This is a genomic window from Benzoatithermus flavus, assembly GCF_037908215.1.
Classification (GTDB): Bacteria; Pseudomonadota; Alphaproteobacteria; order Geminicoccales; family Geminicoccaceae; genus Benzoatithermus; species Benzoatithermus flavus.
Window position 1 is genome coordinate 88,806 of the sequence record NZ_JBBLZC010000011.1, and the last position, 24,247, is coordinate 113,052.

Below are 24,247 nucleotides of genomic sequence, written 5' to 3' on the forward strand. Positions count from 1 at the left end.
GCCTTCGCGGCGTGCCCGAAGCAGCGAGCGGACGACGGAACAGATGGCGCAGATCGTCACGATCGGCGAGATCCTGGTCGAGATCATGGCGACCCGGATCGGGCAGAGCTTCACCGAGCCCGGCCTGTTCATGGGACCTTACCCCAGCGGCGCGCCGGCGATCTTCATCGATCAGGCCGGGCGGATGGGGGCCGGTGCCGCGATCGCGGCCTGTGTCGGCGACGACGAATTCGCGACGCTCAACATCGAGCGCCTGCGGCGGAGCGGGGTGGACACGCGCTTCGTCCGGCGCGTGGCGGGTGCCGCCACCGGCAGCGCTTTCGTCACCTACCGCGCGGACGGCAGCCGCGACTTCGTCTTCAACATCGCGCATTCGGCGGCGGGGCTGCTCGATGCGACGGATCTTGCGCCCGATCTGTTCGCGGGCTGCCGCTTCTTCCACGTCATGGGCTCGTCGCTGATCAACCCGGGGCTCGCGCAGGCCGCGCGGTGCGGGGTGGAACTCGCGCGCGCGGCCGGGGCCAGGATCTCGTTCGACCCGAACATCCGAAAGGAGCTCCTGAAGCTGCCCGAGGTCGAGGCGACGATCCGGGCGATCCTCGGCCAAACCGACATCCTGCTGCCGAGCGACGCCGATCTCGAATATTTGTGCCCCGGCCAGGATGCCGATACGGCCGCCCGCAGCCTTCTCGCCGCCGGCCGCGAATGCCTGCTGCTGAAGCGCGGTGCACTCGGCAGCGTCTATTACGACCGGGAGCAGCGGATCGGGACACCTGCCTTCCTTTCCGAGGAGGTCGATCCCACCGGGGCCGGCGACTGCTTCGGCGGCACGTTCGTGGCCTCCCTGGCGCTGGGCATTCCGCTCCCGCGCGCGCTCGAGCTCGCCAACGCGGCGGGGGCGCTCGCCGTCCGCAAGAAGGGTCCGATGGAAGGCAACGCGACTCTGGCCGAGCTGGAAGCGTTCCTCGCCACCGACCCGCCCCGGCGGCAGGAGGTTCCATGACCGATACCGATGGCTTGCGCGCGATCCTGGATGCGAACCGGGCCGGGGCGGGGCGGGGCATCTACGCCGTCTGCTCGGCGAATCCTTTGGTGCTGGAGGCCTGCTTCCGGCAGGCGCTGGCCGACGACGCGCCGCTTCTGATCGAGGCGACCTCGAACCAGGTCAACCAGGACGGCGGCTATACCGGCAGGACCCCGGCCGGGTTCCGGGACGAGGTGCACGCCATCGCCGCCGCTGTGGGCTTTCCGCCCGAGCGGATCATCCTGGGCGGCGATCATCTCGGGCCCAATCCCTGGCAGCACGCGCCCGCCACCGAGGCGATGCCAAAGGCCGAGGCCATGGTCGCGGCCTATGCCGCCGCCGGCTTCGGCAAGATCCATCTCGATGCCAGCATGGCCTGCGCCGGCGATCCCGTGTCGCTCGCCGCCGAGGTCGTCGCCGCGCGCGCCGCGCGCTTGTGCGCCGCCGCCGAGCGGGCGGCGCCCGCGGACCGCCCGCCGGTCTACGTCATCGGCACCGAGGTGCCGATACCGGGTGGGGCGCAAGAAGCGCTGGATCATCTCGCCGTCACGCGCGTCGTCGATCTCGAGCGCACGATCGCGGTCCACGCGCGCGCCTTCGCCGCCGCCGGCCTGGCAGCCGCCTGGGCGCGGGTGATCGCGGTCGTGGTCCAGCCCGGCGTCGAGTTCGGCCATGCCGAGATCGTCGACTTCGCGCCCGAGAAGGCGGCAGCGCTCTCGGCCGCGATCCGGCACTTTCCCGGCCTCGTCTACGAGGCGCATTCGACCGACTACCAGACCGAGGCGAACCTGCGCGCTTTGGTACAGGGTCACTTCGCGATCCTGAAGGTCGGTCCCGGCCTCACCTTCGCCCTGCGGGAGGCGATCTTCGCGCTCGATGCCATCGAGGCGGAGCTGCTGCCGGCCGGGGAGCGGGCGGGGGTGCGCGACGCCCTCGAGCGGGCGATGCTCGCGAACCCCGTTCACTGGCAGAAATACTATCCCGGCAGCGAGGCCGAGCAGCGCCTGGCACGCGCCTACAGCCTCAGCGACCGCAGCCGCTATTACTGGCCGGTGCCGGAGGTCCAGGCCGCGCTCGACCGGCTGCTCGCGAACCTCGCCGCCCGGCCGATCCCGCTGCCGCTCGTGAGCCAATACCTGCCCACGGCCTTCGCCGCGATCCGCGACGGCCGGCTCGCGAACGAGCCGCGCGCGCTGATCCGCCACCGCGTCCGCGAGGTCGCCGCGGCTTATGCCAGGGCGTGCGGGTTGCCGGGTGTCCTGGGCTGAGGTGCGCGCGCGCCAGCATGGGACTACCTCGTCGTCGACACGAAGGCGCGCTGCGTGACCCACCACGAGCGCCGGGACGGCGGCATCGAGACCCGTATTCTCGGATCGGGCACGCTGACACTGGAACCTCCGGGCCTCGCGCTGGAGGTGGCGACGCTGTTCGAGGATTGGGCGGAGCCGAGCGGCCGGATCATGGTCGCGGCGAGAAGGTGGTCCGTCGAAGGATGAACGGCTCGGGGCATCGGGCGGATGCGCGCGAGCCGTTCAGCGAGCGTCGGATGCTACCGGCAGCAGAGGAACGGGCTGCCGTCCGAGCGGCCCTGCGGGGAGGACGGGAGGGTGCCGTCGCACGCAGCACCGCGCTCGGTCGGAAAGTCGCCCACGGAGCGGATCGAGCCCGCAAATACCGGCCAGTCGCCGCCGCAGGTGAAGCAGATGCTGCAGGCGACGGCGGTCTGGTTGTTGGTGGCGCGTGTCGCCGCCTCCCTGATGGGCTTGCCATTCACTTTCGGCGTGTTGGGACCATTGCCGGCAGCGTCGGACATGGTGGGCGGCAGTGTGAATGCGAGGAGAACGGCAGATGCCAGGGTGAGCTTCTTCATAGGACCTCCTGAATCGGATCGGATCTCGGCCAGAGTGCCGGCCGAGGCCATCGAACGGCTTCGACTGCAGATTCGTTCGGCTGGTCAATCCATTGCCGTGATGATGTCTTCTATGTGCGGAGCGTATATCTTTCAGTTCCGATGTCCGCAGCGTGCGGGACCGAATCTTCTCGTCAGTGCCGTCTGCAATAAAATTCTAAATAAATAAGGATCGTAACATGCATGACTTGCCTTGGTCAATGCACATATCGAGCGACCGAGAGGTTTGCGGCATCATTTCGAATCGACACATTCGCCATGCATGTTGTGCCAATGAATTGATGTTCATTTCTATACAACTATTGATTGATAAAATCTGCGGCATCCTGTCGGCGTGGTGTCGGGAACTCGCGAGCTTTCGGGGCCGCCATGAGGAAGCGACCCTTTTCGTGGCGTTCGCCCCTGCAGGCGCCGTGCCCGCCCGGACGGAGTCAGGGGCGAGCAGACGGGCCGAATTCGCATGGATGCCCCCAAGGCCGGGGGCCATGAAGCGACGATCCGCGAGCGGCAGCTGGCCGGATCACCTGCCGTCCGGCAGGACGGCGATCCGCAGCCAGCGTCCGTTCGCGTTCGATCGCCGGCTCTGGCTGGCGGGTGCGCAGACGCGTCGCGGCCGCCGTCGGGATTCGTCGATAGGCCCTGGTACCACGGACGTTCGTTGGCCGTTTTCTCCGCCCGGCAAGCGCCTCAGCCCTTCGGCGGGGGACCGGCGCCGGTGGAGCTGACCCAGGACGGCGGGTCGCTCGCCGGGAAACTCTCGTCGACCGTCTCGTCGACCGCCGCCTCGTCGCGCGGATGGTCGGGGCGGTCGGCATAGTAGGCGTCGATGCGACTGCTCCAGCCCTGGTCGCTCCAGTTCGGGATCTCGCCCTGGTCGTAGCTGGGTGCGTTCTCGAGCCGCTCCTTGTCGAGGTCGACCACGTAGCCGTTCTTGTCGGTATCGTAGGTCAGCACGTGCCAGGGCAAGGGATGGCATTTCTCGCCGCTGCCGGGCAGGCCGCCGAACGACATCACCGCGTAGGCCACCTGGCCCGTGAGCTTGTCGACCATGAAGTGGCTGAGGGTGCCGAGCCGCTCGCCTTGGCGGTTGTAGACGGCGGTGCCCTCGACCCTGTTGGAGGCGATCAGGCGATGGCTGCTCTCGCTCGTTCCCGAGCCGGATCCTGCTGCTGCGTTCTGCATCGATGACCTCCGACCCCCCGCGACAGACGGGTCGAGAAGGAAACGGCAGCGGGAGGAGCCCGGTTCCGGCGGGCGCGGGCAGATGGCAGGGGCGCGCCGCCCGTGCCGTGCGATCGGCCGGCCGGAGCCCGAGACCTCATCCGGTGGCAGGAGAGGGGCCCTCGCCGGAGCCGGTCGCGGCGAGCGCGGCCGCCGCATCCGCGGGCGGTACGTGTGGCTCCGCAGCGCCGCTGCCGGCCGCCGGGGCGCTCCTCGGTGTGAAGCCGCGGGCGGCCGACATGATGCTCATGAGGGCACAGGCGCGGATGTCGTCGGCCAGCTCCTCCAGTGTCGTGGCGAGCTTGCGGCGCCAGTTCGGGTACTGGTCGGTCGTGCCCGGCAGATTGACCTGGTCGGGGTTGCCGGCGAGGTCGTCGAGCTGGAGCATGGCGATCGCCGAGCGCGTGCGGGCGAGAAAGCCGTGCGCGGCGCTCTCGACGGCGGCGTTCCAGGGCTGGTCGGCATCGAAGCTCGTCGGCAGCGAGAAGCCGGCGGCGCGCAGGGCTTCCACGAAGCGGCGCCGCTCGCGGCGGCGGCGCTCGCGCTGCGCCCTCGCCTCTGCCGCATCGGGATAGAGCCCGCACCGCTCCTTGAGGTCGATGTCCCGGCCCTCCCACCAGCCGCGCAAGGTCGCGAGGTCGTGGCTGCCGATCGTGGCGAGTGCCAGGTGCGGGTAGGCGTCCGGGCCCTTGAAGCCGCCCGCCTCGTCCCACTCGAAGAACAGGACGCGGTAGCCGAGGATGCCGTTCTCGGCCATGCGCTCGCGAAAGCCCGGCGGCACGGTGCCGAGATCCTCGCCGACGACGAGGCAGCGCTGGCGCTGGCTCTCGAGGGCGAGGATGCCCAGAAGATCCTCGAGCGGGTAGGCGACGTAGGCCCCCTCGCTCGGGCTCTTCCCCGCCGGGATCCAGTAGAGATGCTGGAGCATCATGACGTGGTCGATGCGTAAGCCCCCGGCATGGCGCATGTTGGCGCGCAGCAGCTCGACGAAGCTGCGATAGCCCTCCTCGCGCAGGCGCTCGGGGTGGAAGGGCGGCAGGCCCCAATCCTGGCCGGCCGGGTTGAAGATGTCGGGCGGGGCGCCGACCCGGGCCGTGTCGATCACGACCTCGGGGTTGGCCCAGGCCTCGGCGCCCGAAGCATCGGCGCCGACGGCGAGATCGCGGTAGAGGCCGACGGCCATGCCGCGCTCGGCCGCCGTCGCTGCCGCGGCCGCGAGCTGCGTGTCGGCGATCCATTGCAGCCAGGTCAGGAACTCGACCCGCTCGCGATGCCCGGCCAGGAGCCGCTTCAGGCTCTCGGCCGTGAGATGGCGGTGATCCTCGGGCCAGCGCCGCCAGTCGGCCATGGCCGGGTCCTGCTGCGCGCAATGCTCGCGCAGGGCCTGGAACAGGCAGAACCGCTCGAGCGGCTCGCCGAGCTCGCGGCGGAAGGCGGCGAAGGCCGCCCGGCGTTCGGGCGAGGCGCCCGCTTGGAACGCGGCATGGATCGTCTCGAGGAGCGGCAGCTTCAGGGCGGCCACGGCCGGGTAGTCGACGAGAGGCTCGGCGCGCAGGCGCTCGATCTCGTCCTTGAATTCCTTGGAGGCCAGCCGTGCCAGCGCTTCCTTGCAGTCCATGAGCTCGGGGACGGCGGTGACGTCGATGTAGAGCACGTTGAGGAAGAGCCGGCTCGCCGGGGAATAGGGGCTCGCGTGCTCCGGCCGGTCGAGGAACGAAGCGTGCAGCGGGTTGAGTCCGATCACGCCGGCGCCGCGGCTGGCGGCGAGGGCGGCGAGGTTCTGGAGATCGCCGAAGTCGCCCATCCCCCAGTCGGGGGCGGAGCGCAGCGTGTAGAGCTGGGTCGCGACGCCCCAGATCCGCCCGCCGCTCGCGATCGGCTCGGGCAGCCAGCAGCGCGCGGGTGCCACGATCAGCTGCATCGCGGCCGCGGCTCCGGCTTCGATCTCGAGCCGGTGGTAGCCCGGTGCCATGTCCTCGGGCAGCGGGAGGGCGCGGGTCTCGACCGCGGGTGCCGCGTCCTCCCAGCGGCGGACGAGGGGGAGATCGGCGAAGCCGGCGGTTCCCTCGCGGGTGCCGCCGTCCTCGAGCGCGATCCGCCAGCGCACGCTGCCGGTGCCGGCGGGGAGAGTGAGTGTCACGGTCGCCGGTCCCCGGCTCGCGCGGACGACGAGGACGGGCGGTAGCGGGCGGGCGCGGTCGCGGGCCGCGAGCTCCGCGAGCCGGGCGCTCGCCGCCGCCTCGTCCGCAGCGTCGAGGCCCATGGCGGCGAGAAGCGCCCGCTTGGTCGCGGGCGAGGTCCGGACCGTGCCGTCCGTGGCACTGCCGTAGGCGGGCTCGATTCCCATCCGCTCGGCCAGCCGGTCGAGGGCGCTGCGCCCGGCGATGGTCCACACGACCTCCCAGGGCCCGAGCCGGTCGGCGGCGCCGCTCGCGTTCTCGTGCCAGAGCGGATCGCCCCGCGGCCGCTCCACGCCCGCGACCGGCTCGGCCGCGAGGTTGGCGAGAAGCACGAGCTCGCGCTCCTCGCCGAGCCGCCACGCGACCCGCACCGCGAAGGCGCCGAGCACCTCGTAGCTGCCGGCATGGCCCCGGATCGCGGGGAGCAGCGGCACGATGCGATCAAAGCGCGTGCGCAAGACCCGGCGGTACCAGTCGAGCCAGCCGGCGTGGGGCTGGCGCTTCGTCTCGTCCCAGGGCAGCTTCGAGCGCTCGAACGTGCTCGGGGCGGTGGGGTCCGGGATCCGCTCGCGCGCCGCCTCGCTCGTGAAGGCCGAGAACTTCGCGAACTCCTCGCGCCGGCCCTGCCGCACCGCCTCGGCGAGCTCGGGGCCGAAGTCGCAGAAGAAGGCGAAGGGCTGCCTCGTACCCCATTCCTCGCCCATGAACAGGAGCGGGATCTCGGGGGCGAGAAGATAGACCGCGGCCGCGGCGCGGACGGCCGGCTCCGGGGCCAGGGCCGTGATCCGGTCGCCCATGGCGCGGTTGCCGACCTGGTCGTGGTTCTGGAGGAAGGTGACGAAGGCCGTGGGCGGCAGGTGCGCGCTGGGCTCGCCGCGCGGCTTGCCGGCCATGGGCTCGCCCTGGAAGGAAAAGCCCTCGGCGAGTGCTCTGGCCAGCTTCGCGGGATCGCCGTGGAACGGCTCGTAGTAGCTCTCGGCCTCGCCGGTCACGGCCACGTGCAGTCCGTGGTGCACGTCGTCGGCCCACTGCGCGTCGTACCAGAGCGCCCGGCCGTCGGGAGCGCGCGCGAGGCGGCTCGCGGCGTTGTGCTCGTTCTCGAGGACGAGGTGGATGTGGCGATCCTGCGGGAAGTGGGCACGCACCCGCTCGGCCAGCTCCTCGAGGAGATGCGGCTCGCTGTCGTCGACGATGGCGTGGACGGCATCGAGGCGCAGCCCGTCGATGTGGAACTCCTCGAGCCAGTAGAGCGCGTTGTGGACGACGAACGCGCGCACCTCGCGCGAGCCGGTCCCGTCGTAGTTGACGGCAGCGCCCCAGGGCGTCCTGTGCCGCGCGGTGTAGAGCGGGCACAAGGTGCCCATGTAGTTCCCCTCGGGTCCGAAATGGTTGTAGACGACGTCGAGGAACACCATGAGCCCGCGCGCGTGAGCGGCATCGACCAGCGCCTTCAGGTCCTCGGGCCGGCCATAGGCCGAATCGGGGGCGTAGAGATAGACCCCGTCATAGCCCCAGTTGCGCCTGCCGGCGAAGTCGCCGACCGGCAGGAGCTCGATCGCGGTGACGCCGAGCCCGGCCAGATGATCGAGCTTCTGGATCGCGGCCCGGAACGTGCCCTCGGGCGTGAAGGTGCCGACATGGAGCTCGTAGAGCACAGTCTCGTGCCAGGGCCGGCCCCGCCAGCCCGCATCGGACCAGACGTGAGCGCCGGGGTCGATCACCTCGCTCGCCCCGTGCACGTCCTCGGGCTGGAAGCGCGAGGCGGGGTCGGGCACGCGGGTCTCGCCGTCGGCGAGGACGAAGCGGTAGCGGCTGCCGGGGCCGGCCCTGTCGGTCACGAGCGTGTGCCAGCCGCCTTCGCGCGGCTGCATCGACACCAGCTTCCCGTCCAGCTCCAGCGTCACCCGCTCCTGGAGCGGCGCCCACAGGTTGAAGCGGACCCGGCCGTCGGCCAGGACGGCGGCGCCGAACGGCATGGCGTGCGCGCGGCGCAGATGGCCTTGGCCGGTGCGGCGCTGCCGTCCCGGCCGGCCGATCTCTTGCGCGGAATCCTCGTCTCGGCCGACCGACCCGGACATGACCGCTCCCTGGACGCCTCGTCATCCGCGCAAGGAACACGACACCCGGAGCCGTGTTCCGCGGCCGGGGGCGGGGCGGCAGCAGTATTTCGGTATGAGCCCGCGCCGCTCCGGTCAGCGGCAGGGAAAGGTGCTGCCGAGCGCGTCGGCGACGAGACCGGCGGCACCGTAGCCGCCGCGCTCCGGATGGCGGGCCAGGCTCTCGCGCACGATCCCGGCGAGGGTCGCCACCGTCGCCTCCTCGGGGATGCAGGCGCGAAGGCCGTTGACGGCGTTCTGCTCGAGGACGTCGGCGATACCGGTGACGTAGGCGAGGCAATAGATCTGGCCGTAGCCGTTCGGGTCCTGATCGGTGCAGGCGCCGAGCAGCTCGGCGCCGGTGAGGAAGGCCGCTCGTGCCGGGACCGGCGGCGCCAGGAAGGTCGCGGTCAGGGTCAGGAGAAAGATCGCTCGCACCATCGACGGCAGGCCTCCTTTCGTACGGGCGCGGCATCGCCTGCCAGAACGTCCGAGCGGACGGTTCGGGTCCAGTCCGAGCCTGTGGCTCCGTTCAGGAAACCTCGGCCACGGTCCTTGCTTTCGGCCGCGCCGCCGGCGGCACGTCGCCGGCCACGCTGTCGTAGATCTCGTCCTCCTGCGCGAAGTGCAGGCGCAAGATCGCCTCGAGGCCGTAGAGGATGCGGCGCAGCTCGATCAGCTCCTCGTGCGAAGGGCCCGTGGGCGGCAGGGTCGCCACCAGCCGGTGCAGGCGGCGGGCGAGGTAGGCGATCTCGCGGTGCGTGCGGCTGATCGAGGCCATCGGGTCCTGTCCGCCCAGCAGCCGGGCGATGCGCGGATGGAGGTCGGCCTCGTCGGCGCGCTCGTGCGGCAGCACCTCCTCCTGCAGCAGCCGGTCGACGGCCAGAAGCTCGGCGCGGAGCGCTGCACCGTCGCCGAGATCGAGCCGGTCGGCGAGCGTACGCAGCCGGTCGAGGATCGGACCCAGTGTCGCGTGCCCCTCGTGCAGGCGGCGCAGCTCCGGGAGCGGCAGCGCCTCGCGCGAGCGGCCGTCTGCCGGGGCGAGGGCGCGAAGCGCGTTCAGGATCACGGCGACGTCGATCGCCTCCTGCACGAGCGCTCCCGCCACCGGCGGCAGGAAGCCGAAGGCGGCCGCCACCATGCCGAGGCCCGAGAGCGCCATGCCGGCAAGGACGCTCTCGAGCGCGATCCGCCGGGTGCGGCGCGCGAGCAGAATCGCCTCGGCCAGCCGGTCGAGCCGGTCGACCAGGAGCACGGCGTCCGCCGCCTCGCTCGCCGCCGCCGCACCACGCGCACCCATGGCGATGCCGATGTCGGCGGCGGCCAGGGCGGGGGCGTCGTTGATGCCGTCGCCGATCATGGCGGTGATGCCGGTCTGCCGCTCGGCGCGGACCGCGTCCACCTTGTCCTCGGGCGTGCGCTCGGCGAGCACGGCGTCGATGCCGAGTGCCGTCGCCACCGCCTCGGCGGCATCCAGCCGGTCGCCGCTCAGGAGCACGGTGCGGCGGATGCCCGCCCGATGGAGCGCGCGCAGCGCGCGCGGCGTCTCGCGGCGGATCTCGTCGGCGAGCAGGATGGCGCCCATGGGCCTGCCGTCCACGGCGACGAGGACGGTCGTGGCGCCGTCGCGCGCGGCGCGCTGGGCGAGGGCGCCGATCCAGGGGTCGCGCGCGGTTCCGCCGAGGACGAAGCCGATCCGGCCGAGGCGGACCTCGCGGCCTTCGACCCGGCCCTCGATCCCGGCACCGGGCGTCTCGCACACGGCTTCCGGCATCGGCAGGGCGAGGCCGCGCGTGCGGGCGGCGGCGAGGAGCGCTTCCGCGAGCGGATGGGTCGAGACCTGGTCGAGCGCTGCCGCGAGCCGTAACAGGCCGTCCTCGTCGATCCCGTCCCGTGCCTCGATCGCGGCCACGTGCGGAATGCCGGTGGTGAGCGTGCCGGTCTTGTCGAGGACGAGGATCTCGGCCCCGGCCAAGGTCTCGAGGGCACCTCCGCCCTTGACGAGCACGCCGCGCCTTGCGGCGGCCGAGATCCCGGCCACCATCGCCACCGGGGCGGCGAGGATCAAAGGGCAGGGGGTCGCGACGACGAGGACGGCGAGTGCTCGCGTCGGATCGCCCGTCGCGAGCCAGGCGAGGCCCGCGATCAGGAGGGTCGCCGGCAGGAAGAGGAGGGAATAGCGGTCGGCGAGCCGGACGAAGGGCGCTTTCTGCTCGCGCGCCGCCTCGACCAGCCGCACGATCCCGGCATAGGTGCTGGCCTCGGCCGTGGCGGTGGCGCGTATGGAGAAGGGCTGGCCGGCATTGAGGGCGCCGCTGCGCACGCGCTCGCCGGTGCCGCGCTCGACCGGCAGGGATTCGCCGGTGAGCGCCGATTCGTCGAGGATCGCGGGGTTCTCGAGGACGATTCCGTCCACGGGCACCGTCTCGCCGGTCTTGACCAGGAGCCGGTCGCCCACGGCCACCTGCCCGACGTCCACGTCCTCGAGCACACCGTCACGCTCGCGGTGCGCCTCGCGCGGCGCCCGGCCGAGCAGGGCCGCGAGCTCGGCGCCGGCGCGCCGTTCGGCGAAGGCCTCGAGCGCGGTGCCGCCTGCGTACATGAGAGCGATGATGATGCCGGCGAGGTGCTCGCCCAGAAGGAGCGCGCCCGCCATCGAGAACGCCGCCAGCAGATCGACGCCGGTGCGGCCGTGCCAGAGATCGCGGGCGATCGCGACGAGCAGGGCGAGGAGGACGAGCGCCGTGCCGGCGGCCCAGATCGACCCGGCCGGCTCGGGAGCGCCCAGCACCCACGTCGCAGCGCCGCCCGCGAGGGCCGCGAGCGTCGCGGCGAGAAGCAGGCGGTCCGGGGTGAGCGCCCGGCCGAACGCGGTTCTGCTCATGGCGGCATGGCCCTGCACGATGGTTGCCGAGCGCAGTCTGCCCGCGCCGCGCTCCGTCCGCCTTGATCCGCGTCAACGGCGGTCCGCGGCTCGTGCCTTCAGCGCGCGATGCCCGCCGCCCGCGGCAGCCAGAGCGTCAGCTCGGGGACGAAGGTGATCGCGATGAGGGCGAGGAACAGGGGCACGAGCCAGGGCAGGATCGCCATGGTCGTGCGCTCGACCGAAAGCCCGGCCACACGCGAGAGCACGAACAGCACCATGCCCAGGGGCGGGTGCAGGAGCCCGATCATCAGGTTCAAGGTGAGGACCAGCCCGAAATGGATCGGGTCGATCCCGAGCTTCAGGACGATGGGCAGGAGGATCGGCACCAGGATCGTGATCGCGGCGATGGTGTCGAGGAAGCAGCCGACGAAGAGGACGAGGAGATTGACGAGGATCAGGAACACCCACTTGTTCTGCGTGATACTGAGGATCGCATCCGAGAGGAGCTGCGCGGCCTGGCTCACCGTCAGGAGCCAGGCGAAGACCGAGGCGGCGGTGACGATGAACAGCACCGCGGCCGTGGTCTCGATCGTGTCGAAGGTGGCTTTGGCGAGGGTCGCGAGCGTCATCGAGCGGTAGCGGACGAGGCCGAGGAAGAGCGACCACAAGACGGCCGCGACCGCCGCCTCGGTCGGCGTGAACCAGCCCAGGGTCATGCCGCCGATCAGGATCACCGGCGTCATCAGCGCCATGACGGCCGAGAAGTCGAGCCACCAGTCGAGCGCCAGGAGGGCCGCGAGGGCGATGGCGATGGCGAGGTTCTGCGAGAGCCCGGCCCAGACCAGGGCATAGGCCGCGACCGGAAAGGCCAGCACCACCACGACCTCGAGCGCGGCCGCGAGCAGCTTGCGCGCATCGAACGGCGTGTCCGAGCCCCAGCCGCGGCGGTAGGCGAACACGGCCACCGTCGCCATCATGAACAGCGTCATCACCGCACCGGGAACGACGCCGCCCAAGAACAGGGCGCCGATCGAGGTGTTGGCCATCATGCCGTAGATGACGAAGGGCAGGGACGGCGGGATGATGGGCCCGAGCGTCGCCGAGGCCGCCGTCACACCCACCGCCACCTCGGTCGAGTAGCCGTGGTCCTTCATGGCCTTGATCTCGATCGTGCCGATCCCGGCCGCATCGGCGATCGCGGTGCCGGACATGCCCGAGAAGATCACCGAGCCCACGATGTTCACCTGTGCCAAGCCCCCCTTCATCCAACCGACGAGCGCCACGGCGAAGCTGTAGATCCGGCCCGTGACCCCGGCGATGTTCATGAGGTTGCCGGCGAGGATGAAGAACGGCACGGCAAGCAGCGGGAAGCTTTCGACCCCGGCGATCATGCGCTGGGCGACGATCACGTCGGGCGCCACGTCGTAGGCGAGGAGATAGGCGATCGAGGCCACGGCCATGGCGACCGCGACCGGGACGCCCAGCACCATGAGGCCGAGGAAGGCGCCGATCAGGAGCAACATGGACTCAGGCCTCCGAGCCGTCGAAGGCACCGGGCCGCTCGAGCGTCGACCAGCCGCGGCGGAAGTCCGTGATCGCGACCTGGACCGCGCGGAGCGTCATGAGCACGAAGCCCAGGATGACGGCATGGAAGACGATCGATTTCGGCAGGTCGATGGTGGTCATCTTCTCGTCGGGGATCATCGCGGCATAGCGCCAGACCAGCACGGCACCGTAGGCGAAGAAGGCGATGCGCAGGAGGTCGACCAGGGTTGCCAGCACCCGCGCTGGGCGCCGCGGCAGGTAGCGGTAGAGGAAATCGACGTGGATGTGCCGCGAGAGCCGGACGCACATGGCCGAGCCCAGGAACACGACTCCGATCAGGCAGTAGATCGCGATCTCCTCGGTCCAGGCGAAGCTGTCGTTGAGCACGTAGCGGGTGAAGAACTGGAGGAAGACGGCGCCCGCCATCAGCCAGAACACGAGAAGCGTCACCCAGTCCTCGAAGGCGTAGCGTCCGAGATCGACGGGTGCGGCCTCCTCCTCGAAGGCATGGGCGAGCTCCTCGCCGGTGACGGGGGTATGGATCTCCTTGGGCACGGGCGCGGCATCCGGGCTTGAAGGGCTGGGCTCCCCCCCGTGGGCCGGGAGGGAGGAGCGTCGGGTGGGGCGAAGCGTCGCCGGGATCACTGGAGCGCTTGGATGCGCTCCCAGTCGGCCTTGCGATAGCCGAACTGCTCGAAGGTCACGTTCTTCATCACCGCTTCCTTGAACTCGTCCTTGCTCACCTCGGTGACGGTGAGCCCCTTCGACTGGAAGAACGGGATGAGCTCGGCTTCCCGCGCCTGGATCTTCTGCGTGATGCGCGCCGCGGCTGCCTGCGCCACGTCGGCGAAGACCTTCCGGTCCTCCTCCGACAGCCTGGCCCAGAGGCTCTTCGAGACGATCGTGGCGAGGTGGTCGACGATGTGGCCGGTGAGCACGATGTGCTTCTGCACCTCGTAGAACTTCTTGGCCTCGATCGTGGTGAGCGGGTTCTCCTGCGCGTCCACCGTACCGTTCTGGAGCGCCAGATAGACCTCGGCGAAGGCGATGGGCGTGGTGTTGGCGCCGCAGGCGCGCGGCATGGCGAGATAGGCCGGCGCGTCGGGCACGCGGATCTTGAGGCCTTTCATGTCGGCGCAGCCCTTGATCGGCTTGTTCGAGGTCGTCTGCCGCGTGCCGTAGTAGCTGAGCGCCACGATATGGTGCCCGGTCTTGTCCTCGTAGCCCTTGACCAGCTCCTTGAAGACGTCGCTCTTCGCGAAGGCCAGGAGATGCTCCGGGCCGCGGAAGGTGTAGGGGAAGTAGCCGATGCCGATCGGCGGATAGCTGCGCGCGGCGAAGCTCAGGCCCGAGATGATGATGTCGACCGTGCCGAGCGACAGGCCCTGGTTGATGTCGCTCTCCTTGCCGAGCTGCGAGGCGGGGTAGACGTCGATGTGGTAGCGTCCGTCGGTGCGCTTCTCGATCTCCTGCGCCGCCCAGACCGATTCGGTGTGGAACGGTTCCGAGGTCTCGTAGACGTGGGCCCATTTCAGGTTGGTCGGGGCGGCCACGGCCTGCCCGGTCAGAAGCGCAAGGCCCAGGGCGGCCGCCAGGGCCAATCCGTCGCGTCTTCGCATGTCTCTGCCTCCCTCTTTCGGTCGGATGCGGCGGTGGGAGCCCGTGCATGGCAAAACCGGCACCCCTCCGTCAACCACCGCTTTCGCGAGAGCGCGTTTCGTGGCAAGCCGGGAGCGGCGTTCCATCGCTCGAGCGGGAGCCCCCGACGATGCGCCTTTCGACGAGCACCCTGCCGATGCTGCCCGCACGGATCCGGCGGCCGGCCTTCGATCGCGCCGCCGTGCGCACGGGCATCGTCCATCTCGGCGGCGGCGCCTTCCATCGTGCGCATCAGGCGGTGGTGCTCGACGACCCGCTCGCCCCGCGGCTGCGAGCCCTCGCCGCCGCGGCGGGGCCGGTCGCCGCGCGTCTCGTGCCGGTCCTGATCGGGGTGCGCGAGCTGTTCGGCGAGGATCTGCCCCGCGATCCGCGCTTTCGCGCGGCCGTGGAGACGGCGCTCGACCGGCTGCTCGCCCGGGGCGTGCGTCGCACCCTGGCGGGCCGGCCGGCGGGCTGAAGCGCCGTTCGGGCCGTCGGGCAAGGGGAGCGGGCCGGAACGGCGCCGCTCCCGAGGGGGTCACTCGCTGCGCGTCAGCGCCGGCAGGCCGGCGATGTAGCCGACATAGCCGCGCGGGTCGATCCGGCGGCGCAGGTCGAGCCTGATCGCGTCGGGATACCTGGCGAGGTCCTCCGCGGCACCCGGATGCTGCACGTTGGCGGTGATGTAGGCGTGGCCGTTATAGTCGTCGAACACGTTGAGGCCGGTGTCCTCGGCCCCGGCAGGGGCGGTGAAGATCCGCGTCAGGCTCTTGGTGTCGACGTTCCAGGCCCAGACGAAATTGTTGAGGTGGTTGCCGGAATCCTCGCCGATGAACAGGGTGCGCATGGCCGCCGAGAAGCGGAGATTGTCGGGGTTCGCGACCAGATCGGTGCTGCAGGCGTCGTACTTGCCGACCGAAGCCCCTTCCGGCTGCCTGGCACCATGGACGGGCGCATAGGCGTCGACCGCCACCCACTCGCTGTCGATGGGCCGGCCGGACGTGTCCTTCTGCCCGCCCTTCAGGTTGCTCTCGTAGACGGCGCCGCAGTTGAGATCCTTGGCGTCGGCGTCGAGCCGGATGTCGTCCTGCGGCCGGGGATCGTCCTTCACCTTGCCCATGCCGGCGCGGATCGTGCTCGCCACGATCCAGAGCTTCTTGTCGCGGTTGTCGTGGGCGACACCTTCGAGCTTCGTGAACTCGGTCGTGGCACCGAGCCAGGCGGCGTAGCGGCGGGTCTCGAGGAACGCCGCCTCCTTCTCCCGGCCGGGCTTGAGGCGGTAATACTCGAGCTGCGTCTTGCTGCCCGTGCCGGTATAGACGTAGAGCGGCTTGAAGCCCTGGTACTTCGCGGGCTCGGCCTTCACCTGCCCGGCGGTGGCGTAGTCCCAGATGTCGCTGAATTTGACGCCGCTCTGGATCATCGCCTCGACCTCGGCGTCGGTGGCGTGGCCGAGGCGGATCCACTCGAGCCTGGCCCGGCCGAAGCCCTCGCCCGTCTCCTGCCGCCACTTCGCGGCATAGAGCGTGCCGGCGGAGAGATCGCCCGGGCGATCGGCGACGAACATGGCGCGGATCACGTCGTCGCCGTCGTCGCCGAAATAGACGGTCTTGCGGTCGCCCATGACGTCGCCGAGCTCGAAGGCGAGCCGGCCCATGGCGTGGTGCTTCACGGCCTCGCTGGAGCCGTCGGGCTTCACCGTCACCTCGACGATGTGGCCGTACATGTAGGGGTTGGCGCCGCCCTGGTCCCAGGTCTTGCCGACCGTGCCGCGGTAGAGGTTCATGGGCTCGAGCGGCTGCTTCTCGTAGACGCGCGCGTCGGGCTCGTACTCCTCGCTGCCGAGATGGGTCATCCAGGGCGTGGTCGAGCCGTTGCAGGGAATCCACAAGCCCTCGACCTTGCCGAAGTCGACGGTCGAGAGCCGGACCGGCGTGAGCCGGCCGGTGGCGGGATCCTGGTCCAGCACGGTGACGTTCATCGCCATCGGAAGCTGGCCGTAGAGCTCGACGGGCGGCTTCGTGGGGTCGGCGTTGGGCGCTTCGGTCGAGTATTCGAGGTGGTTGACGAGGAAGAGCGGCCGGCCCTTCACGCCCTCGACCCTGGCGTCCGGGACGTTCAGGAGCGAGGTGCCGTCCTGGCCCGCCGACATGAAGGGGCCGATCGCGACGTTGCCGTCCTTGTCGGGGGCGGTGCGCTGGATCGGTTTGCCGTCCTTGTCGACGATGAGGCCGGAGTACCAGCCGCCGACATAGTCGCCGGAGCGGTGGAGGATCACGTAGCTCAAGGGGAAGGTGCGCGTGCTGCCGTCGGCGAGGGTGAGCACCGCCGACGAGCGCGTGTAGGCGCTCGCCATCTCGAGCTCGTTCGCGGGTGCCGGCGTCGGCGTGAACTCGACCAGCTTCACCTTCAAGGGTGCCGGCGGCTGCTCCGGTGCCGCCTGCTCCGCGCCGGCTGCGGCGACGAGCCCGAGCGTGCCCACGATGGCCGTCGTCGCGGCCAGCATCGATCTTCTCGTCATCGAGCGTTTTTTCCCGTCCGTTCGGAACCTTGCCCGGCTACGAATAGGAGCCCACGGTGTCAGGCGTGTGACCGGCCGGAGCCTCCGGCCTCATGCCGAGGCTCTCGGGCGGTCCGGGCGGTGACACCAGAAGCTCGGTGTCCTGCCCCGCTGCCGGCGGCAACCGTCCGGTCTCGCCGCCGCCGGTGGCGAGGACGTGGAGCCGGCGCAGGCCCGGCATGGCGAGCTTGTCCCGGAGCGCTGCGGCGGAGCCGGCGATGCCGCCCTGGCCGTCCCAGACGGTGACGGCCGCGAAACCGTCGCCGTCGCGGACGACGAGCGGCGTCTCGGCCAGGAAATGCGCCACGGGCGGCGTGATGCTGCGCCAGCGAACGAGGAGGTCGGCATGGCTTTCCGGCCGGTCGGCGAGCATGGCACCCCAGCCGCGCTTGTGGAGGAGCACGCCGTCGCGCAGCGAGGGCGAGCTGCCGCCCATGTCGAGCCAGCGGATGCCGTTCCGCTCGGCGTGCGCCGCGGCGGCGAGATAAAGGGCGCTGAGGGCGCCCAGCTTCACGGGCTCGCTGCTGCCGCCCGGCGTGCCGGGGCCCAGCACGTGGAGGCTCGCTCCTTCGATCTGGAAGAGCTGGCCGGCCACGATCTCGCCGTCGCGGCGGATCCAGAACAGGCCGCCCTGGCGGAAGCGGCGCCGCAGCGCGTGCCGGTCGCGCACGAAGGCGAGCTCGCCGTAGCGCGCCTTGGCGAACGGCACGTACATCTCGTCGTAGAAGCGCTCGAAGTCGGCGGGGTCGTGCGAGGTGGTCCAGGTCAGCCCGCTCTTGCGCACGAGCTCGATGTTGCGCCGCGCCGTCTTGCTGGCACCGGCGAAGGTCGAGCCGTCCGCCTTGGCCTCGAGCCGTGCGCCCACCGATTCCGGCACGCGCAGCCAGAGCCGGTCGCCCGAGCGCCTGGCGAGCCAGCGCGGCACGGTCGCCACCACGAGGTCCACGCCCTCGGCCAGCGCCGGCAGCATGGCGGGCAGGCGGAACGGGCTCGCCGTGCCGATGCGCTCGAACACGGGCGCCTCGGCGAAGAACCGCTTCGCGAGATAGCGCGCCGTGGCGGAATCGCCGGCAAGCAGCAGCGTTCCCGGCGTGCCGTCGGCGAGGACCGGGCCGCGCGCCCGCAGCAAAGGCACGCGCCGGCGCAGGAGCGGCAGGAGATAACGTTGGCCCGCGCGCAGCCAGGGATCGACGCTCGGCGGCAGGTGCTCGATCAGGGGGCCGATCAGGCCGGCCCGGTCGCCTCGTTTCTCGCTCAGGGTCGTGCCATCCGGTTGCAGGAGTCGCAAAGGTGCCGCGCGCCCGGCCGGCTCCCGGCCGCGCCGCGCCGCCACGGAGCCGAGCCGTGACGACCTCTTGTCCAGAAATATGATCATAGCGGCCCTTCCATCCACCGATAAGAGTGTCAATTCAATATCCAAAGTATTAATACGAAAGATAGATGGAGCAGAAGTTCTAATGTGCCAATTCCGGACAACCTGAAATTCCTTTAAGGGATAGCGTCGTACGTCAGATTTTTGTTGTTCGGTCGGAGAGGGAGAGCCTAGTATTTTAAACTGTAAAGGCCGCGCTGGCGGGCGCGGCACCATGGCATTCGCCTCAACGGGTTTGGACCACACGTTGTCTGTGCCATACGTCGATCAATCGCTGGTTCGCGCCGGACGGCGGAGCCGGCCGCGGATTCTCGTGCTCGGTGGCGACGCCGACGGCAATCTCGGCGATCGCGCCATTCTTCAGGCCACGTGCCGTCAGATCCAGGAGCTGGCCCCGGAAGCTGCCGTGGCGGTGGTCTCGGGCGACGGGGCGCGGGCGAGCCGCGACTACGGCGCGCGCGCGATCGCACCCGGCCCGCGCGGCTTTCTGTCGTTGTGCGCGGCGGCGGCGCGGAGCGATCTCGTCCTCATCGGCGGCGGCGGCCTGTTCCAGGACGACGACAGCCTCGTGAAGATGCCCTACTGGGCGCTGCGCGTGGCGTTGATGCGGCTGTTCTGCCGCCGGGTCGTGGGCTACGCGCTCGGGGTCGGGCCGCTGCGCGCCGGCATCAGCCGGCTCGCGGCGCGGCTCGCCTTCGCCTGCATGGAGCAGGTGACGGTGCGCGATCCCGAGGCGCTCGAGGTGGCGCAGCCCTTGACCGGAAAGAGGGTGGGGCTGGTTCCGGACCCGGCACTCCTCCTGCCGCCGGCCGACCCGGAAGCCGCGCGGGACCTGCTGCGGCGGCACGGTGTTCCGCTCGACGGCCGGCCGCTCGTGGGCGTGGCGCTGCGCCGCTGGTTCCCGGCAAAGCCGCGCATCGTCCCGAACAAGATCGCGCATCGCCTGCCCTGGCGCCGCGAGCGGCCGCCCGAGCCCGAGGCCGAGGCGCTCACGGCGGGCCTGGCCAGGGCGCTCGATGCGCTCGTGCGCGAGCACGGCGCCTTCGTGCTGTTCCTTCCGACCTACACCTATGCCCACGAGGGCGACGATCGCGTGTGCGAGGCGGTCGCGGCCAGGATGACGGCACCGGCCGGCGCACGCGCCATGCTCCGCCTCGACGACGCCGCCCTCTACAAGGCGGTCGCGGGCGAGCTCGCCGTGCTCCTGGGCGGGCGGATGCATCCCACCATCCTCGCCGCCGCCATGGGCACGCCGGTGGTGGGCCTCGCCTACAATCCCAAGTTCATGGGCTTCTTCGAGCTTCTCGGCGCTGCCGACCGGGTGCTCGACGTCGGCCGGTTCGTCCGCGAGGACAGGGCGGAGGAGCTTTCGGCCCTGCTCGACGGTGCCTTGCGCGAGCGGTCCGGCCCCCCGCGGGAGCGGATCGAGACGCTGACGGCGCCGATCCGCTCGCTCAACCGCGCGCTGTTCGGGGAGCTCGCCCGATGAGCCTCCCCGTCCGTGCGGCTGGCCGGGGGGCGGCAGGGAACGCGAGGCTGGGGCAGCGATGTTCCCTGCCGTGAGCACCACATCGACCAACGCGGAAACGCAAAGGTGCGGGCCGACCGCCCGCGCCCCTGTAACGACGGGTCAAGCGTCATGAGGATCCTCACGATCTGCTACGAGTACCCGCCGGTGGGTGGTGGCGGCGGCGTGGTCTGTCAGGGCGTGGCGCAGGCGCTCGTCGGCGCCGGCCACGAAGTGCACGTGGTCACCTCGGGCATGCGCGATCTGCCGGCCTGCGCCGAGGACAGGGGCGTCAAGATCCACCGGGTTCCCTGCGTGCGCCGGGTCCGCTTCCATGCGACCGCGGCCGAGCTCGCGACCCAGATCCTGCCCTCCTATCAGAAGGCGCTCGCCCTCGCCCGCCGCGAGCCCTTCGACCTGATCCACTGCCATTTCGTCATTCCGTCCGGTGTGGTGGCCTGGCTCCTGCACCGGCGCACGGGCCTGCCTTACGTGCTGACGGCGCACGGCTCGGACGTGCCGGGCTACAACCCCGAGCGCTTCGAGCTCATGCACCATTTCCTCGCCCCGTTCTGGCGGCGGATCATCGAGGCGAGCGCGGCGATCACCGCGCCCTCGCGCTTCCTGCAGGAGCTGATCGGCCGCAAGATCGACGTGCCGGTGGACGTGATCCCGAACAGCTTCGAGGCGCCGCCCGCCCCCGATCTGCCGCGCCGCGACCGGATCCTGGTCGTGACCCGGATGGTCGAGCGCAAGGGCGTGCAGCATCTGATCCAGGCCATGGCGGGGCTCGAGACCCGCTTCGAGCTGTGCATCGCCGGCGACGGGCCCTATCTGCCCACGGTCCGGCAGATGGCGCAGGATCTCGGGGTGCCCGCGACCTTCCTCGGCTTCGTCGGCCGCGACCAGCTCCCCGCCCTCTACCGCTCGGCCAAGATCTTCGTGTTCCCCTCGATGCAGGAGAACTTTCCGATGGTGCTGCTCGAGGCGATGAGCGCCGGCTGCGCCGTCGTCACCTCGACCGTGCCGGGCTGCGCCGAGGTCGCGGGCGATGCGGCGCTGCTCGTCGAGCCCGGCGACGTCGCGGGCCTGCGCCGCGCGCTCGCACGGCTCCTCGCCGACGAGGAGACGATGGCCCTGTTCGGCCGCAAGAGCCTGCAGCAGGCGGCGCGGTTCGCGCCCGAGCGCATCCTGCGCCAGTACGAGGCCCTGTTCCGTCGTGCCGTCGGCAGCACCGGCCGCGAGCTGCCGCTGCCGGTGGCGCAGCCGCAGGAGAGCGAAGCGCGCGGCCGCCGCCTACCGGCGGCGTGACCGGCGCAGCATCCGGCCGTAGAGGACCAGCGCCGGCCGCGGGTCCTCGCGGCTCCAGGTGAGGTGCATGTCGGCGCGCAGGGCCGAGCGGACCGCCGTTCCGAGCCAGCGGGCCGCGGCGCCGAGGCCGATCTCCCGGTGCAAGAGCGCCTCCTTGAGGCCTTCGAGGTCGCCCGCGAACCAGGCGAAACGCTGGCCCGCGGGGTAGGTGAAGGGGCCGGCGAGCTCGGGAACCGGCGCGCCGCGCGCGAGGTCAAGGGCGAGCTGCGGCAGATCGAGGCCGCAATGCTGGCTGATGGCGTAGCCGGCGGCGAGGCGCGGATTGACCTCGAGGAACACGGCCTCGCCGCTCGCCTCGTCGCGCAGGAACTGCAGGCAGCCGATGCCGGTGTAGCGCATGGCGGCGATCATGCGCTCGCAGTAGCGGCGCATGTCCAAAGGCAGCTCGACCGAGATCCCTTCGACCGTGAGCCCGGTCCCGTCCGGGCGCATGGTCCTGAGGCTCACCGCGTCGAGGCAGCGCAGGAGCCGGCCGTCCTTCGCGGCGAAGTGGAGATTGTGCCGCAAGCCCTTGACGTAGCGCTGGACCAGAAGCGATTCGTGCCCTTCCGGCCAGGTCGGGAAGCGCCCGCGGAACTCCTGCGCGCTGCGGCAGATCACCCCTTTCTCGCCGTAGAGGCGCAGCTCCGCCACGGCGGGCTTGACGATGCAGGGATAACCCGTCTGCCGCACCGCCGCCTCGAGCGCCGGCAGATCCCGGACCACGGCGCGGCCGGGCTGCGGCACGCCGAGCTCGGCCGCGAGTTCGAGGAGCCGGGTCTTGTGGTCGCACATGGCGACGAGGGCGGGGTCGGGGGTCACGACCACCACGTCCTCGGGCAGAAGATGCCGATGCTCGCACACGCGGATGATGGCGAGGCCCAGGACCGGGAAGAGGAAGCCCACGTCCGGCCGCCGGCGGAGGAAGTCGGCGATCGCGCGCACGAAGCCTTCCCCGTCCTGCCGCAGCGAGGGGTGCGTCCAGGTCTCGGCGGCCCAGCGCGAATATTCCGCGGCCGAGCTGAACTCGTCGCGGCCGACGATCACCCGGTAGCCGGCCCGGCCGAGCGAGCGCACGACCGAGACCGACGGGCGGTAGTTGCCGACCAGGAGGACCGTGCGGGAGCCGGCGCGGCCTCCGGCCATGGGCGTCGCTGCCGTCGGGCTCGCCTGCACGGCGGGATGGACTGCGTGCTCGTTCATCGTCCCTCGTCGTTTCGTCGTGCGGTGAAACAGGAGTCCATCAATCTTTCGTGGAAAGAACAAGACTCGCATTCGCCGAACAATATTGTGCTTGCATCCTAGCACAAGGCTTTGGCATAGGCTGACCGGAAAGTTCGACCTCTTCGCCGCGGCTTCTTCGATGGATTTGTCGCGCGGGCGGTTGCGGGTGCGCTATACCCGACCCGAAAGGCCCGCGCTCCGCGAGCGGCGTGCAACGACCTGAGGCAGCATCGCATGAACTTCAAGCGGCGCGCCGTCGCCGGAGCGCTCTGGGTATCGGTCGAGACCTGGGGCACGCAGCTCATCCAGCTGCTCCTGTTCGTGATCTTGACCCGCCTTCTGGGGCCCGAAACTTATGGCCTGCTCGGCATGGCGATCATCGTCATCGCGCTCGGCGACGTGGCGATCACGAACGGCGGCTGGGGCGACGCGCTGATCCACGAGCGCGACCTCGACCAGCGCCATCTCGACACGACGTTCTGGTTCCTTCTCCTTAGCTCCACGCTGCTCGCGGTCCTGGTCGCGGCCCTGGCCGTGCCGATGGCGCGGCTCTTCGGCCAGCCCGAGCTCGTGGGCGTGCTGATGGCCCTGGCGCCGATGCTGCCGCTCTCGAGCCTGCCCGTGGTACCGGAAGCGCTCCTGCGCCGCGAGCTGCGCTTCGCCCCGCTGGCCGCGCGCTCGCAGCTCGCCACCCTCGCCGCCGGTGCGGTCGCGATCCCGATGGCGTTCACGGGCTTCGGCGTGTGGAGCCTCGTCGCCTACCAGCTCGCCCAGCCCGTGGCCGAGACGCTCGTGATCTGGCACGCCCATCCCTGGCGGCCGGGCCGGTGCTTCTCGCGGCCGGCCTTGAGCGGCATCGTCCGCTATGTCGGAGGTGCCCTGGGCGATCGGGTCATGAACGTGCTGGACTTCCTGATCCCGCGCTTCGTGGTCGGCTACGCGCTGGGTGCCGCCCCGCTCGGCCACTTCACCACGGCGCGCAAGATCCAAGAGCTGCTCTCGCAGCTCCTGATCCGCCCGATCAGCCGGGTGGCGCTGCCGAGCTTTGCCGGGATCAGAGGGGATGCCGCCGGGATGCGCGAGCTCTTGAGCTTCGGCTCGGCGGTCGCGAACCTGGTCGCGTTCCCGGCGCATGTCGGCCTGGCACTCGTGGCACCCGAGCTCGTTCCGCTCGTGTTCGGGCCGCAATGGGCGGAGACCGTGCCGGTCGTGCAGGTGCTGGCCCTTTTGGGTCTCCTCATGCCGATGACGCAGGTCACCGCCTCGCTCATGTACGGCATCGGCCGGACCGGGCTGCAGATGCTGCTCTCGGTCGGCTCGGCCGTGCTGTTCCTCCTGCTGCTGCTGCTGCTCGGGCCCGGCAGCCTGATGGCGATCTCGACCGCCTTCGTCGGCCGCCTCTTCCTCGTGTTCCCGCTGCGGCTCTGGCTCGTGCAGCGCGCCTCGGGTGTCGACGTGCGGCCGGCGCTCGCGCGCTCCTGCCCGATCCTGGTCGCGACCGCGCTCATGGCGGCGGCGGTGCTGGCCTGGCGGCAGCTCGCCCCGCAGCCGCACCACCCGGTCCCGTTCCTCGCCTCCGCGATCGCGATCGGGCTCGCCACCTACGGCGTCGCGATCCTGCTGCTGGCACGCCCGCTCGTGCAGCAGACCGTGGGCCTCCTGCTCTCGGTGATGGGGCCGAGGAAGCCGCGGGCCGCGGCGGTGGGCGGGTCGGACCCCGCGGCTCCCGGCCCGTGAGGGGCGGGGCGGCCGGCG

17 protein-coding genes and 1 pseudogene are annotated in these 24,247 nt (G+C 70.9%); 7 read left to right on the plus strand and 11 right to left on the minus strand.

The window, feature by feature from the left end:
• The first annotated feature begins 43 nt into the window (after positions 1–43).
• From U1T56_RS12575 to U1T56_RS12585, 3 genes are read left to right on the plus strand one after another with little or no spacing between them, the layout of a single operon-like run.
• On the plus strand, positions 44–1,003 hold the full coding sequence (locus tag U1T56_RS12575; RefSeq protein ID WP_418159829.1) for a sugar kinase: 960 nt from the start codon (positions 44–46) through the stop codon (positions 1,001–1,003).
• Positions 1,000–2,292, plus strand: a complete 1,293-nt coding sequence (locus U1T56_RS12580) for a D-tagatose-bisphosphate aldolase, class II, non-catalytic subunit (protein WP_418159830.1) — start codon at positions 1,000–1,002, stop codon at positions 2,290–2,292. The genes U1T56_RS12575 and U1T56_RS12580 overlap by 4 nt, the downstream gene beginning before the upstream one ends.
• Before the next feature lie 54 nt (positions 2,293–2,346).
• Entirely contained in the window at positions 2,347–2,520 is a 174-nt protein-coding gene (locus tag U1T56_RS12585; RefSeq protein ID WP_418159831.1) for a hypothetical protein, read from the plus strand.
• A gap of 53 nt (positions 2,521–2,573) precedes the next feature.
• Here U1T56_RS12585 and U1T56_RS12590 read toward each other — a convergent pair whose 3' ends face one another.
• From U1T56_RS12590 to U1T56_RS12625, 8 genes are all read right to left on the minus strand, one after another.
• Positions 2,574–2,894 (minus strand): hypothetical protein, encoded by a 321-nt coding sequence (locus U1T56_RS12590; protein WP_418159832.1) that lies wholly within the window; start codon positions 2,892–2,894, stop codon positions 2,574–2,576.
• 726 nt (positions 2,895–3,620) lie between these two features.
• Complete coding sequence (locus tag U1T56_RS12595; RefSeq protein ID WP_418159833.1) at positions 3,621–4,115, minus strand: PRC-barrel domain-containing protein; 495 nt, start codon at positions 4,113–4,115, stop codon at positions 3,621–3,623.
• Positions 4,116–4,251: 136 nt separating this feature from the next.
• A complete protein-coding gene (gene treZ / locus U1T56_RS12600; RefSeq protein WP_418159882.1) occupies positions 4,252–8,310 on the minus strand; it encodes a malto-oligosyltrehalose trehalohydrolase in 4,059 nt (1,352 codons plus the stop codon).
• 216 nt (positions 8,311–8,526) lie between these two features.
• Positions 8,527–8,871, minus strand: coding sequence for a Rap1a/Tai family immunity protein (locus U1T56_RS12605; RefSeq protein ID WP_418159834.1), 345 nt, complete (start codon positions 8,869–8,871; stop codon positions 8,527–8,529).
• A gap of 91 nt (positions 8,872–8,962) precedes the next feature.
• Positions 8,963–11,314, minus strand: coding sequence for a heavy metal translocating P-type ATPase (locus U1T56_RS12610; protein WP_418159835.1), 2,352 nt, complete (start codon positions 11,312–11,314; stop codon positions 8,963–8,965).
• 98 nt (positions 11,315–11,412) lie between these two features.
• A complete protein-coding gene (locus U1T56_RS12615; protein WP_418159836.1) occupies positions 11,413–12,819 on the minus strand; it encodes a TRAP transporter large permease in 1,407 nt (468 codons plus the stop codon).
• A 4-nt stretch (positions 12,820–12,823) separates the two neighbouring features.
• Complete coding sequence (locus tag U1T56_RS12620) at positions 12,824–13,396, minus strand: TRAP transporter small permease (protein ID WP_418159837.1); 573 nt, start codon at positions 13,394–13,396, stop codon at positions 12,824–12,826.
• 86 nt (positions 13,397–13,482) lie between these two features.
• Positions 13,483–14,460: a sialic acid TRAP transporter substrate-binding protein SiaP gene (locus U1T56_RS12625; RefSeq protein WP_418159838.1), complete on the minus strand. Its 978-nt coding sequence runs from the start codon at positions 14,458–14,460 to the stop codon at positions 13,483–13,485.
• A gap of 149 nt (positions 14,461–14,609) precedes the next feature.
• Here U1T56_RS12625 and U1T56_RS12630 point away from each other — a divergent pair.
• Positions 14,610–14,762: pseudogene (locus tag U1T56_RS12630) on the plus strand (mannitol dehydrogenase family protein); the annotation flags it as partial.
• A 255-nt stretch (positions 14,763–15,017) separates the two neighbouring features.
• On the opposite strand, the gene U1T56_RS12635 reads toward U1T56_RS12630, so the two are convergent.
• Together U1T56_RS12635 and U1T56_RS12640 are read right to left on the minus strand one after the other, a co-directional pair.
• Complete coding sequence (locus U1T56_RS12635) at positions 15,018–17,000, minus strand: PhoX family protein (protein WP_418159839.1); 1,983 nt, start codon at positions 16,998–17,000, stop codon at positions 15,018–15,020.
• Between the two features lie 37 nt (positions 17,001–17,037).
• Positions 17,038–18,414, minus strand: coding sequence for a GNAT family N-acetyltransferase (locus U1T56_RS12640; protein ID WP_418159840.1), 1,377 nt, complete (start codon positions 18,412–18,414; stop codon positions 17,038–17,040).
• A 310-nt stretch (positions 18,415–18,724) separates the two neighbouring features.
• Between U1T56_RS12640 and U1T56_RS12645 the strand changes: the two genes are divergently transcribed.
• A complete protein-coding gene (locus tag U1T56_RS12645; protein WP_418159841.1) occupies positions 18,725–19,900 on the plus strand; it encodes a polysaccharide pyruvyl transferase family protein in 1,176 nt (391 codons plus the stop codon).
• Between the two features lie 150 nt (positions 19,901–20,050).
• The gene (locus U1T56_RS12650; RefSeq protein WP_418159842.1) at positions 20,051–21,229 is read left to right on the plus strand and encodes a glycosyltransferase family 4 protein; all 1,179 of its coding nucleotides are present in this window, start codon (positions 20,051–20,053) and stop codon (positions 21,227–21,229) included.
• Here U1T56_RS12650 and U1T56_RS12655 read toward each other — a convergent pair.
• Positions 21,215–22,471: an ATP-binding protein gene (locus U1T56_RS12655; RefSeq protein ID WP_418159843.1), complete on the minus strand. Its 1,257-nt coding sequence runs from the start codon at positions 22,469–22,471 to the stop codon at positions 21,215–21,217. The genes U1T56_RS12650 and U1T56_RS12655 overlap by 15 nt on opposite strands.
• Before the next feature lie 255 nt (positions 22,472–22,726).
• Here U1T56_RS12655 and U1T56_RS12660 point away from each other — a divergent pair, with 255 nt between their 5' ends.
• Positions 22,727–24,229 (plus strand): lipopolysaccharide biosynthesis protein, encoded by a 1,503-nt coding sequence (locus U1T56_RS12660; RefSeq protein WP_418159844.1) that lies wholly within the window; start codon positions 22,727–22,729, stop codon positions 24,227–24,229.
• Positions 24,230–24,247: the final 18 nt, after the last annotated feature.